Source organism: Blastopirellula marina, assembly GCF_002967765.1.
Classification (GTDB): Bacteria; Planctomycetota; Planctomycetia; order Pirellulales; family Pirellulaceae; genus Bremerella; species Bremerella marina_A.
Genome location: NZ_PUHY01000006.1, coordinates 670,980 through 684,966 on the forward strand (window position 1 = coordinate 670,980; position 13,987 = coordinate 684,966).

At 56.0% G+C, this 13,987-nt stretch carries 7 protein-coding genes; 5 read left to right on the plus strand and 2 right to left on the minus strand.

All coding sequences use genetic code 11. From position 1 onward, the window contains the following. Positions 1 to 16: 16 nt before the first annotated feature. Together C5Y83_RS10660 and C5Y83_RS10665 are read right to left on the minus strand one after the other, a co-directional pair. A complete protein-coding gene (locus C5Y83_RS10660) occupies positions 17 to 1,315 on the minus strand; it encodes a DUF1552 domain-containing protein (RefSeq protein WP_105329641.1) in 1,299 nt (432 codons plus the stop codon). A 35-nt stretch (positions 1,316 to 1,350) separates the two neighbouring features. Further along, positions 1,351 to 3,777 carry a DUF1592 domain-containing protein gene (locus C5Y83_RS10665; RefSeq protein WP_105329642.1) on the minus strand — a complete coding sequence of 809 codons (2,427 nt, stop codon included), beginning with the start codon at positions 3,775 to 3,777 and terminating at the stop codon, positions 1,351 to 1,353. Between the two features lie 289 nt (positions 3,778 to 4,066). Here C5Y83_RS10665 and C5Y83_RS10670 point away from each other — a divergent pair, with 289 nt between their 5' ends. The 5 genes from C5Y83_RS10670 (at position 4,067) to C5Y83_RS10690 (ending at position 13,973) form a co-directional block, all read left to right on the plus strand. Beyond that, the gene (locus C5Y83_RS10670; RefSeq protein ID WP_105329643.1) at positions 4,067 to 4,891 is read left to right on the plus strand and encodes an alpha/beta hydrolase family protein; all 825 of its coding nucleotides are present in this window, start codon (positions 4,067 to 4,069) and stop codon (positions 4,889 to 4,891) included. 161 nt (positions 4,892 to 5,052) lie between these two features. Further along, the gene (locus tag C5Y83_RS29825) at positions 5,053 to 8,244 is read left to right on the plus strand and encodes a sulfatase-like hydrolase/transferase (protein WP_105329644.1); all 3,192 of its coding nucleotides are present in this window, start codon (positions 5,053 to 5,055) and stop codon (positions 8,242 to 8,244) included. Positions 8,245 to 8,472: 228 nt separating this feature from the next. Further along, complete coding sequence (locus tag C5Y83_RS10680; RefSeq protein ID WP_105329645.1) at positions 8,473 to 9,027, plus strand: sigma-70 family RNA polymerase sigma factor; 555 nt, start codon at positions 8,473 to 8,475, stop codon at positions 9,025 to 9,027. Beyond that, entirely contained in the window at positions 9,024 to 10,742 is a 1,719-nt protein-coding gene (locus C5Y83_RS10685; RefSeq protein ID WP_105329646.1) for a hypothetical protein, read from the plus strand. Before C5Y83_RS10680 ends, C5Y83_RS10685 begins: the two co-directional genes overlap by 4 nt. Positions 10,743 to 10,745: 3 nt before the next feature. Then, on the plus strand, positions 10,746 to 13,973 hold the full coding sequence (locus C5Y83_RS10690; RefSeq protein ID WP_105329647.1) for a DUF1553 domain-containing protein: 3,228 nt from the start codon (positions 10,746 to 10,748) through the stop codon (positions 13,971 to 13,973). Positions 13,974 to 13,987: the final 14 nt, after the last annotated feature.

Genomic DNA, 13,987 nt, shown 5'->3' on the forward strand with positions numbered 1-13,987 from the left:
GGTGGCGTACCGGCCGTTATGCGGTAGGCTCCAAACCGTTCATCGTTCCGGTGCTGGTTGCGAATTGATCAACGTCCAAACCAGACTGTTGCAGGACCGATAGATAGAGGTTTGGTAGCGGGTAATTGTTGTTCTTATCGAATGCCAAGTGCTGACCATGCTCGAAGCCGCCACCGGCGAACAAGACGGGCATGTTGCGATTCGAGTGGCTGGAAGCGTTGCCCAAGTTGCTGGTCAGCAGTACCGAAGTGCTATCCAAGAGGCTTCCTTCTTCTTCCTGGACCGAGTCCAAACCACGTACGAAATCGCCCCAAGCTTGAACGATACTCGTTTCGATCAGGGCCAGCTGGGCAAGCTTCTCTTCGTCCATGCCATGGTGGCTGAGTGAGTGATACCCTTCACCGACACCTTCAATCGGAACCACGCCGCCGGAACCACCCAAGTGGTACGAGACGAAGCGGGTCGAGTCGGTGGAAAGAGCCAGGCGAATCATATCGCTCATCAGACGTTGCCGACCGATGAAATCGTTCGGGTTGCTGATGTCGAGTGGCTTTGGGATATCGACCTTCGGCTTAGGCAGATGTGCCCACTGCTCAGCGTCGACCATCCGTTGTTCGAGTTCTCGGACACTGTTGAAGTATGCCGCCAAGCGATCACGGTCGCCGGCGCCGAGTTCTCGTGAGAGCGACTTCGCATCTTCGGCGACCAGGTCCATGATACTCTTGCCTTGGCGAGCGCGATGCAACTGCTTGGCCTGTTCCGCCGGCGAATCGCTGACGAACAATTGCATAAACAGTCGGGCCGGCGAGCTCTCGGCCGGGATCATCGAGCCGTTCTCGGTATAGGAAGGGCTGTTGGTTCCGGCCGAACTGAGGACCAACGAAGGAAAGCGGGTATGATGCCCCATATGCTTAGCGAGCAACTGATCGATGGAAACGGTCGTTCGCGACTGGGCGCCGGTCCCCATGGGCGTAGCGGACAGCAAGCTGGCTTCCGCTCGGTGACCGCCGGAGACTTGCGGATGGGACGTTCCGGAAATCACGGAGAAGCGATCTTTAATATCCTGCAGCTTTTCCAGGTACAGCGACGGCTTGTAATCACGCCCTTCCCCCTCGGGATTCAAATTGTCGGCATGCAGACCGAGACCTAAGGTCATCGCAACAAAGCGGCGTGGCTGCTTCGGTTTGTCGTTGTCGGCAAACGCTTTGTTCATGGCCGACAGCCACGGAATGGCCATGCCTACCCCAGCTGTGCTGCGGAGGATTGTGCGGCGGCTCAGTTTCTTTCCGAAGTTGAAATAAACTTGGCGCGACATGGCGTCGTATCTTTCTGTTTCACTAAAAGGAAACGTTATTTAGACAAAAACAAGGGACTAACAACTACCTCTTCGATCACGGTGCGAAAACCGTAACCTTCGGCAGCGGCCAGTTGAGCGATCTTCTCGACTTCGGCTCGATCTGCGAACTCGATCGATGCCCCAGTTCCGTACACCAATAACTTCTCGGCAACGTTTGCCGCAAGACGCTCTGGCTGGCGGGTGATGATCTTCTGGAAGCCTTGGACGTTCTTGAATCGTTGTCCGTCTGGTAGGTCATAGCTGGCGTCGATGGGCTGTCCCTTCGAGACTTTTCGTCCGTTGGTAACGAGGTAGTTATCTCGCCACCGTCCAGAAGGATCGAAGTTTTCCAGAGCAAACCCAGCCGGGTCAATCTTGGTATGACAGCTGGCACATTCGCCTTGCGAGCGATGCTTGGCCAATTGTTCGCGAATGGTCTTGGCACCACGAATGTCCGGCTCGACCGCAGGGACATTGCTCGGCGGTGGCGGCACATCAACACCGAGCAGTCGCTCGGAAACCCATACCCCGCGGACCACCGGCGAGGTGGTGGTGCCGTTCGCGGTTACCTTCATGATGGCTCCCTGGGTCAGCAGCCCACCACGCTGACTCTTTGGCGAAAGCTTGAAGCGTCGCAGTTCGTCCCCTTCAATTCCATCGATCTCGTAGTATCGGGCCAGACGGCTGTTGAGATAGGTAAAGTCGGAATCGATCAGATGGGTCACGCTCAAGTTTTCTGTGAGCATCGTCTGCAAGTACGTTTCCGTTTCGGAAAGCATTGCCTGTTCGACAATCGGATCGAACCCGCGATACAGCTTCGAGTCTGGCTCGGTGAAATCGATTTGATCGAGGTCGAGCCATTCGGCGGCCAAATCACGAAGGAACTGCTCGCCCCGTTTCCCTTCCAGCAAACGACGAACTTCTCCCTTCAAGACTTCACGATCACGCAATTTGCCTTCCGACGCCAGCTTGGTCAGCTTAGCGTCGGGCGTGCTTCCACTGAGTAAGTAACTCACACGCGTCGCGACTTCGTAGTCGTCCAGCGGGCCGGGCTCTTCCGCGAAGTACAGGAAGCGTGGCGAACAAAGCAAAGCGCGGTAGCCGAGTCGCAAAGCATCGACAAACTCGGTCTTCTTATCGAGGGCTTCATGAACCTCAGCCACGTACGGCTCGATCTCGCTTCGCTTCACCGGACGACGATAGGCTCGGTTCGCGAAGACCAAAAGCAGCTTCTCCGTATCCTTCTTCGGATTCTCGCTGACCACCTTCCACGGTTGCTTCTTGTTTTTGCTCGGTTCGACTTTCAAATCGCCGAACATTGCCTGGCGAACTTGGTCGTCGCCGCCGTTTTGGTGAATCCGCTCCATGGTGACCCGTTCAAAAGCGAGGCCTGCTAGGTCTTGGTCTTCACCTTCGCCGACGCCAACTTGACCTCCGGCAAAACGCCCTTTCTTGAGGGTGCCATCGCCGGGACGAATTTCAAGCATGTGTCCTTTCGGAAGCCACGCGGTAAACTCCACGGTCTTCGGCTTCTCCATCGCTTCAAAGTTGGTCACGTCGCTCAATAGTGGTGCGGTCGAAACACACGGGCCACTACGCACGGTTGACCAAACTCCGCCGGTCTTGGGCAGTTTCAAGCCAGACACCGTGACGGCGAATTGATACCAACCATCAGCGGGTGCAGTCGTCGCTGGCATACGGCCGTAGTAGATCAAGCCCGACGACCAAATCACGGCCTTTCCATTACGCATCTCCGGTTCGCGGCAACGACGCTTGGGATTCGTTCGAGCAACCCCTTCGGCATCGAAGTCACGCTGATAGACATCTTCGGGCGAGAGAGCTCGGCGAAACGCTTCGTCCAAGGCCGCGTCGACCGTGTTCAGGTGAGCCGCGATCTGAAAGTGAGACATCCCCTGCCCTTCGGCGACGGTAGTGAAGCCGTCGGTCTTCATTTCTTCTGGTAGGAAGTCGAGCAGTGGAATATCGATCGCAAACAAATCTTGCAGCGAACGTTCGATTTGCTTGCGAGTCAATCGACGTCCACGAACACGACCATATTTGCTGTGCAGCTTTGTTTGAAAATCGACCAGCCCGTGATGCGTCGCCGTGAGGAATTGGTTTTTGTCGGCGGGGTCGAGTTCGCCGTATTCGGCTGGGGGCATCTCGCCTGATTCGACGCGATCGTAGATGCGTACCCAACGGTCAAGCTGATTCCCTTTACCCAGATCAAACGTCAGCTTCTCGAGGTCGAGCCCAGCATCGGGCGATTCACCTTGATGGCAATCGTAGCAGTTGTTCTCGAGAAACGAGCGCACTGGATTGGCAGTCTGCTCTTCTTCGGCCAGCAAAGTGCTGCCACTAACAACCAGCAAGAACAGACCCAACAAGCCAAGTCGGTAGAAGGTCGGCGCGCAATTCAAAACGCAAAGGTTCGATTTCATAGCGATTTGAAACGTGGGGAAGGAGCCGCGAAGTGGGGGAACGGCCGATGGGGAGGGTTTGGATCCCAGGTAGGTACTTTTAGTAGGGGATCGGCATCTGTGCGTTATTCTAGCCACCAGGTTCAAGAAAAGCGAGAACTTTTGCGGGTTCTCGCTAGCGGAGCATCACCCAAAATGGCTAACTTAGGAGACCTCGGAGCTTTTTTCAGCCATGATGAGAGGAATTAGCCTCGCTTCACGTCACCTGGGTGCGCGTCCCTTCCCTCCTTTTCCTGTCGAACTTCCCACCATGCACCGAATTTCGTCCCTTCTCGCAATTTGTCTGCTCTTAATCTGCCTCACCACGACGAGCCTCGCCGGCGATTGGCCTGGCAAAAAGTCGGGATGGAACGGGTACGATCGATTCGACTTTTCTGTGGATGATCGCCCTGCCTACGTGGTGGTGCCAAAAGAGGCCGCAGCTGGCAACCCTTGGGTTTGGCGAGCTCGATTTCCTGGCTTCCATGCCGAAGCGGACATTTTGCTACTCGAGCGCGGCTTCCATATCGCTTACATCAATACGGACAACATGCTCGGTAGCGAGCGGGCCATGAAACACTGGGACAAGTTCTACGACTTCATGACCGAGCGAGGCCTTTCCTCGCAGGTTGCCCTCGAGGGGGTGAGCCGCGGTGGCCTATTTATTTACGGCTGGGCCGCGCGGCATCCTGACCGTGTTGCTTGCATCTATGCGGATACGCCAGTGTGCGACATCAAGAGCTGGCCGAAAGGAGCCGGCAACGGCGTTGGCAGCCAGGGCTCGTGGGATGTCCTTTTGAAAGAGTACGGCCTCACCAACGAGGAGGCGATGAAATACGACCGCAACCCAATCGATCTCCTCAAGCCGATCGCGAAGGCGAAGATCCCTGTGCTGCATATTGTTTCGCTGAACGATAAGGTCGTTCCTCCGACGGAGAATACCTTTATCCTGGCCGAGCGCTATCGCAAGCTGGGTGGTTCGATCGAGATCATGGAAGTAAAAGCTGGCACAGAGAAGTCGCAAGGTCATCACTTCACACACCCTGATCCACAAAAAGTAGCCGACTTCATTGCAGAGCACGCCGCGAAGCAGTAATTCGACCAGATCTTTCCGCTGAATTGCGTCTTATTGCTATAACTGGCCGAAAGTTGACGGGCCGTTTTTCAGCAGAGAGAATGCAGTTCTTCCCACCACTCGCTTTTCCCTGGCCGATTGCCCAACGGTCGCCCCCTTCTCCTACCCTAGCTGGAATGACCATGGCACTACCTTGCTTACCGATATCGCGCGGACTTCTGGCACTTCTGTTCGTGGTGCTGACCACCTCTTGGCTTACGGCAGCCACCAAGCCGAACATCGTGCTGGTGATCACCGACGATCAGGGTTATGGCGATTTGGCCTGCTACGGCAACCCAGTCATTAAGACCCCCAACATCGACAAGCTGGCCTCTGAGTCTTCGCAGCTTAGCAATTATCATGTTGCCCCGACCTGCTCGCCGACTCGGGCGGCGCTACAGTCGGGCCACTGGACCGATCGTGCCGGGGCCTGGCATACGATCATGGGTCGTTCGATGCTGCGTGCCGATGAGGCGACGCTCGGCCAGATGTTGAAAGCCAACGGTTACAAGACCGCCATGTTCGGCAAATGGCACCTGGGGGATAACTATCCGTATCGGCCAGAAGATCGCGGTTACGACGAAGTCTATCGGCACGGAGGGGGCGGAGTCGGACAAACGCCAGATGTGTGGGACAACGCTTACTTTGATGGCGCGTATTTCCATAATGGTCAGATCGAATCGGCGGAAGGTTTCTGCACCGATGTTTTCTTCCGCCAGGCGAATCAGTTCATTCGCGATAACGCCGAGTCGGATCAGCCGTTCTTCGCCTACATCGCGACCAATGCACCGCATGGTCCGCTGCATTGTCCCGAGAAATATATGGACATGTACGCAGACCAAAAGCAGGCGATCGCTGCGTTCTTTGGCATGATCACCAACATCGATGACAATGTCGGGCAAACGCGGGCCCTGCTGAAAGAACTGGGGATCGCCGACAACACCATCTTCATCTACACGACCGATAACGGTACCGCGACCGGAAATACAGTTTTCAACGCCGGGATGCGTGGCAAGAAGGGAAGCGAGTACGACGGCGGGCACCGCGTGCCACTGATGTTTTATTGGCCAGACGGTGGTATGAACAAGAAGCACGTCAACGATTGGCTTTCGCACGCCGTCGACATCGCACCGACGCTACTCGATCTGGTTGGCGGCAAGGCTCCGGCTGATTACCAGTTCGATGGCAAGTCAATTCGACCGCTGCTGGAAGCCGACAACCATGGCGAGTGGAACGATCGCTTTCTCGTGACCGATTCGCAGCGAGTCCGTGATCCCATCAAGTGGAAACAAACTGCCGTCATGTCGCAAAAGTGGCGACTAGTAAACGGCAAGGAACTGTACGAGATCCACCAAGATCCTGGTCAGAAAACCAACGTCGCCGACCAACATCCCGAGCAAGTAGCGAAGATGCAGGCTTTCTACGATCAGTGGTGGGCTGAACTCGAACCGACGTTTGCCAAGACAACGGAGATTTACCTGGGACACCCTAAATCAGGTGAAGTTTCGCTGACTGGGCACGATTGGATTCAGAAGGAGATGCCACCTTGGAATCAGGCTCACATCCGAGCGGCCCATGGGCTTAATCCGAAGAAGAACGTCGCCAAGCACACCGGGCACTGGGCCGTGAACGTAATCCGGGATGGGACGTACGCAGTGAGCGTCCGGCGCTGGCCAGCCGAGGCAAACCATCCCATCATCGCCGAGCTTTCCCCAGGGCAAAACGTGCCCGGCGCGTCGCGGGCCTACCGCACAACGCCTGGCCAAGCGATTCCTATCAAGTCGGCCACGCTTCGAATTGACGGAACGGACATCGCAACGAAACCGGTTCATCCCGACGACACCGAGATTGTTTTTACCACGCAGCTACAAAAGGGTTCGCATGAATTGGCGCCGGTCTTCCTGACCGACACCAAGCAGGAAGTGGGCGCTTACTACGCCGTTGTTCGTTACGTCGAAGAGAAGCAAACTAGCAAGTCAGACTCGCAGCCGAACATCATCTTCGTCATGGCTGACGACATGGGCTGGGGACAAACTGGCTATCGCAACCATCCAGTATTAAAAACACCTAACTTGGACAACATGGCCGAACATGGCTTGCGATTTGAACGCTTCTATGCGGGCTGCCCCGTTTGTTCGCCAACGCGGGCCAGCGTCCTGACGGGCCGCTCGCCGGATCGCTGTGGTGTGCTTTCACACGGTTACGCACTCCGTCATCAAGAGAAAACGATTGCCCAAGCGTTAAAGGCCGCTGGCTACGTGACGGGGCATTTCGGTAAGTGGCATCTCAACGGATTGAAGGGTCCCGGTGCCCCAGTTCTCAAAGACGATCCTTACAGCCCAGGCAGATTCGGCTTCGACGAATGGCTTTCCGTAACCAACTTCTACGACCAAAGCCCCTTGATGAGCCGCGAAGGTAAGTTCGAGCAAAAGGAAGGTGACTCGTCCGATGTGGTCGTGGCGGAGGCGATTAAGTTTCTGAATAAGCACAAAGATGGCGACAAACCGATGTTTACCGTCATCTGGTATGGCACGCCGCATAGCCCATTCAAGGCACTCGAAAAAGACAAAGCCTCCTTCGGGAAGCTGAACGAGAAGTCAGCGGAACATTACGGCGAACTGGTTGCCATGGACCGCAGTGTCGGCACCTTGCGAGCAGCCCTTCGCGAAATGGACATCGCCGACGATACGCTGTTGGTTTTCTGTAGCGACAACGGCGGCTTACGGGGCATCCAGCCCGAAACGGTGGGTGGGCTGCGGGGCAACAAAGGAAACGTCTACGAAGGGGGGCTTCGCGTTCCAGCTATTTTCGAGTGGCCTGGGAGAATCGAACCACGGGTCACCAACTATCCCGCGTGCACGATGGACCTCTTCCCGACGGTGGCGGACCTCTTGAGTTTACCGACCGATATCTTCGTGCAGCCAATCGACGGAACCAGTTTGAAGCCATTGCTGGCCGAGGAACTCACTTCCCGCGAGCGGCCGATCCCGTTTCGCTTTCAGAAACAAGCGGCCTGGGTCGACAACGATTACAAACTAGTTCATCCCAATGCGAAGACATTTGAGATGTACAACTTGAAGACCGACCCACACGAAGAGCACGATTTGGCGAAGGAAGAGCCGAAGCGATTTGCTCAAATGAAAAAAGCCTTCCTCGCGTGGAACGATGCGGCAGATGCCAGCTTCGCCGGACAGGACTACCCAGAAGGGAAACTCGCCGAGCCTGATCCGGAACCAGAATTCTGGTTCGCCGACCCCCGTTACGCCCCTTACTTGCCGGCATGGAAGGATCGCTGGGAATTTAAGTCGTACATCGAGCGAGTCCAGAAGAATTGATGCTGCCGCGATGGCCTGACACAAAATGGCCCATTCGGAAGATTGGGGCAGATTTTCTTGCATTGCGAATCATCGCCCCATCCTTCCCTGGATTCACGGAAGATAAATCTACGAATTTCTTGGTTTTGTCGTAGTAAATCGAACCGGGGGTGTACGATCCTTACGTAGAGGCCTCCTCTTGGAGATTCTCTGGCTTGTCCTCGCTCCCTACCCAATCCTTCCTTCCGCATGACTCATGACCTTCCAGTAGATGCGGCATCCGATCGCCGCTACGCCGATTTTCTGGCGTACTTCTCGGCCGACTGCGAGCGGTTGCATGCGTACATCTATTCGCTGCTTCCGCACCATGCTGACGCGGATGATGTGTTCCAGCGGTGCAGCTTGCTGTTGTGGAAGAAGTTCGAGACCTTCGACCACGATCGTGATTTTTTGTCATGGGCATGCGGCGTTGCGTTTTACGAAGTGAAGAATTTCCTGCGAACCGCGCAGCGTGACCGACTCCAGTTCAGTGAGTCCCTGTTGGAACTACTCGCCCAACAGCGAAGCGAAGAAATTTCTGCCCAAACTGATCACCTGGCGGCACTCCGGTTGTGTGTGAAGAAGCTGACCGAGAAGCAGCAACAGTTGGTGTGGAATGCTTACGGAAGTGCTTCAACACTTTCTGACTTGGCCACTGCCTCCGGGCGATCAGCGCAGACCCTTTACAACCAACTGGCAACCATTCGCCGGAAACTGGCCCAGTGCGTGCAATCCCGGCTTGCCGTGGAAGGAGGAGAGCAATGAACGACAACGCCAAACGTCGCCTGGCGGAACTGGCCCACCTGATCGTTCACGATGCGCTCAGCCCGGACGAACATGCGGAACTGGAAGCGATCCTTAAGACAAATTCCGATGCTCGCAGCGAGTACTTTCTGCTGCTCGATCTGGAATACGGCCTGGCCAAGTTAGCTGAGGAACATCAAAGCGAGCCTCCTCCATCCTTCGCGAAGACCAGGCCTGTCACGGCAAGCGCCGAGAAGCCTTCGCTGGCCATCTATGGTCCGCTGATCGCTTTGAGTCTGGCACTTCTGCTAATTGTTCCGTGGGCTATCTGGAATCGCCAAGCACCTTCCGTGGTAAACGACCCTTCCGTAGAAGTTGAGTCACCTGAGGTCGCGGTTCAAGAAGACCCTCAACCAGCGATCGTAGCTCAGCCGGTCATGCAGCTGGCCCAGCTCGCACGCGGCCGCTTCTTCGGCGAAGCACAATCTCCAGCGGCTGGGGACGCATTGCAATTGAATCATGATTACGCTCTGGCAGAAGGAAGCGTTCAGCTTCGCAGCCAAACCGGGGCCGAGATGATCGTTCAAGCTCCGGCTGTGTTCAACGTTCAATCGGCCGAACGCGTTCTGTTAAAGATGGGCACCTGCTCGGTCTATGCCCCTGACGGGGCCGAAGGGTTTCAAGTCTTAACTCCCAAGGCAGTCGTGGTCGATAAAGGGACTCGCTTCTCGATTCATGTGAACGAAACGGGAGAAGCCGATGTCGAAGTGATTGAAGGAGCAGCCGAACTGTTTGCCGTGGACGAGAAAGCCCAGCCGCAGAAAGATGGCCTGATGTTGGCTGCTGGCGAGGGACGGGTGGTGAACTCGTTGGGCGAAATCGCCCCAGGCAATAAGGACCGTTTTGGCCACAACTACCAGGCGTCGCTTCCAGATCGCGTGGTCGATTTCAAAGCCACCGGCCCCGAAGCCGCCGAGCCAGATCAATTGGTGAACCTCACCGTGCAGCGTGGCGGTCAAACGTATGAGTACGATGTTGACCAGCTGATCGGCTTCGAGCTAATCCATTTCCGTTCGGGCCGGAACTCGCAGAATATGACCACACCAAACTCTCTACGTGATCCGGTGGAAGGAGACGGCAGTCGTACGCGGGCCGAACTCCTCGATCACGACCGTTCGCTGGCGACAGGCCTGTTAAACCCAGGCGGAAGCGTGGAACCGTTGACCGCCGATCCGGATATCACCAACGCCGATCTCGAACAACGCACACCTGGCTTCGCGGTCCGTTTTCACCAACCCGTGATCAATGGCCCTGGGCCCGATGTTGTTTATTTCGACTTGCAAGTGGTCGTCCACCCGGAACAGGGCGACCCTTTCCACGTCTCCCCCATGACGTTCGAGACTGGCCTTCATAGCCACTCGATTCGTCAATTCGATATTTCCCTCGCGGATCGTCAGGCACATACCTTGAGTGGTTTCCGTTTGTATGGCTTCGAACAACCAATTCGCAGCGTCGAAGAACTGCTCATAGGCAAACATAACGGCGGGGTCACGCACGCCGCACCCGCCAAGATCATTGCTGTTGGGATCGACCTTTCCGATTTGGGTTATACCGAAGGAGCCGAGGTCGAGGCGTTGTTCTTCCAAGATATGTTGGACGATAACAACGTGATCGATCCGGTCTTCATTGGCGGCCTTCCTCCTACCTCTACTACCTCCTCCTCGCTCGAAAAGTAAATCATGACGACCTACCTTCGAACGATCACATTTGCCGCTGCCTTGACCATTGTCGGGATGATCCCGGCGATCTTGCTGGGTGATGAGAAAGAAGCGGCGAACTACTTTGAAACTAAGGTTCGTCCTCTACTCGCGCAGCATTGCTTTGAGTGTCACGGACCGAAAGAGCAAAAGGCCGACCTGCGTCTCGATCGTCGCCAGCACTTCTTCAAAGGGGGAACCAGCGGACCGATCGTCGAGCCGGGCAAACCGGACGAAAGCGAACTGATCGCTGCGGTAAAGTATGAGAGTTACGAGATGCCGCCGAAAGGGCAGCTCCCGGAAGACCAGATTGCGATTTTGGAAACGTGGGTTGCCAGTGGTGCGTATTGGCCAGAGCATGCCGGCGACGTTCGCGAGGATGATCTATTCACTGCTGAGGACCGTGCCTGGTGGGCGTTTCAACCTGTCACGCGTCCCGAAGTCCCACCCGTCGACGAAACGGCAGTTGCCCATAACCCAATCGATCATTTCATCCTGGCCAAGCTGAATTCGCAGCAGCTAACTGCGGCCCCGCCGGCGGAAGCTCGCGATTTGATTCGGCGACTCTACTTCGACATGCTGGGCGTGCCCCCAACCCCTGAAGAGATTGCCGCTTTTGAGGCGAGCCAAGATGAAAACGCCTACGAGCAGCTGGTCGATCAGGTCTTAGCCGATCCGCGTTACGGCGAGCGATGGGCCACGCATTGGCTCGACTTAGTGCGTTACGCCGATTCCGACGGCTACCGCCAGGATGCCTATCGCCCGAATGCCTGGCGTTATCGCGACTACGTGATTCAAAGCCTGAACGAAGACAAATCGTACAAGCGATTCATGCAAGAACAGTTGGCCGGGGACGAAATCGCTCCGAGTGATCCCGACGCTCTGGTTGCCACACACTTTCTTCGTGGTGGCGTGTACGAATACAACAGCCGCGACGCCGAAGGACAACAAGTACTCATCTCAGACGAACTGACCGACACTGTCGGTGATGTCTTCCTGGGCATGGGGATCGCGTGTGCTCATTGCCACAACCACAAGTACGATCCCATCCTTCGGGACGACTACTATCGTCTACAGGCCTTCTTCAAACCAATGGTCTGGAAAGATGACGTGCCGCTCGTCGATGATTCCGAAGTCAAGAAGTACGAAGCCGAACTGGCGAAGTGGGAAGCGAAGCATCAAGAGCTGCTCGCCAAGATTGAAGCGATTGAAGCCCCGGCCCGCAAAAGCCGCGAACTGAAAGCTGTCACCATGTTCCCCACCGAGGTCCAGGAAATGTACTGGAAGCCGGAGGAGGAGCGAACCACGTACGATAATCAGATTCGCTACCTCGTCTACGATCAGGTGAAGTTTGAATACAGCCGCCTTCAAAACGGCATCCCCAAAGAAGATCGCCAGAAGTGGGAAGACTTGAAGAAAGAACTGCAAGCCTTCTTGAAAACCAAACCAACGCCTTATCCGATGGCAAGCGTTGCCGGCGATGCCGCGGGCAAGATTCCTCCGACGACGATTCCGGACGATCGCAGCAATCGGGAGATCAAGCCAGGCTTTCTCACGATTCTCGACCCGGAGGAAGCATCGATTGACTCTTCCTCCGTTGCGGCAGAAGAGACCAGTGGTCGCCGTGCAGCCTTGGCCAAGTGGCTTTCGCAAGACGACAACCCCCTGACCCCACGAGTGATTGTTAACCGTGTGTGGCAGTATCACTTTGGCACAGGACTTTCGTCGAACGCAAGCGACTTCGGCCGTCTGGGAGATCCCCCGAGCCATCCGCAACTGCTCGACTGGCTGACGAGCGAGTTCATTGATAGTGGTTGGCACTTTAAGCCGCTGCACAAAGCGATTCTGCTGTCCGCCACCTACCGTCAATCGTCGCGGATCGAAGTCCCACAACAGGCTAAGTTGGTCGATCCGAAGAATCGCCTGCTGTGGCGATACCCGGCGCACCGCTTGGAAGCGGAACAGATTCGCGATGCGATGCTGGCCGTCAGCGGAGAACTGGACGACAAGAGCAGCGGTCCTGCTTCTTCCAGCAACAGCGCTTCCCGAAGCGTGTTCACCAAGAAGATGCGAAACTCCCCCGATGCGTTGCTCGATAGTTTCGATGCTCCAAACGGCTTTGCCAGCGTGGCTCGTCGCAATGCGACCACCACCGCCACGCAGTCGCTGTTAATGTTCAATGGCGATTGGACGTTGAAGCGAGCCGAAGCGATGGCCAAACGCTTGAATCGCGAGTATGGCAGCGATTACACCGAGATGGTGCGAGCGAGCTTCCAGGAAAGTTTTGGCCGTGATCCTAGCCAGTCCGAGTTGGATGCTTCGGTTTCCTTCCTCGAAGAGCAAATCGCGTACAACCAAGACCTGGCCAAGGCGAAGCAGCATGACCTGCCTTCGACCGCACTCGTGGATGAACCTCAGATGCAGCGATGGAGCACGGCATTCAACATCAGTGATGCGACGCGGAACGAACTGCTGACACTGCCTGAGACCGAGCCCCTTCCTTCGCATAACTTTACGATCGAGGCGATTGTCTTTCCTCGAAAGTTGTTTCCGGATGCTTCGGTCCGCACAATCGCGGCTCGCTGGAACGGATCGAACTCGACCGCTGGCTGGAACTTCGGCATCACCAGCGAGAAGTCGGCCTATCGCCCACGAAACCTCATCCTGCAATTGATCGGCAAGGACAAGAGTGGCGAGGTGAAGTACGAAGTAGTGGCGTCCAACCTTCGGATTCCGTCCGACAAACCGTACTACGTGGCGGCCGCTGTCGACTTCGATGCTGGGACGGCGACGTTCTATGCTCGGGACATGTCGTACGACGAATCAGAACTTGAAACCGCCGTGGTGAAGCACTCGATCCTGGGGGATTGTGGTGACGATTCGCTTCGATTCACCGTGGGTGGCCGAGACTCCAGTTCGCCGCACAATTGGGATGGACTGATCGACGACGTCCGCCTCACTCGCAGTGCGATTCTCGATCCCGCCAAGATCATGATCAATGATCCCAATAATCTGGTCACCGACGACACGATCGGCATGTGGCGATTTGTGCGTTCCGATCCCGAAGGCCCCCTTTCTGATGTCGAGGACGAACATCCACTGGCCCTTTCGTTACGCTCGAAGAGTGGCGGCCTGAGTCCGGTATTGGTGGCGATCGGCGACTTCTGCCATGTCTTGTTGAACTCCAGCGAATTCCAATTCGTCGACTAACCGCACATCCCCTT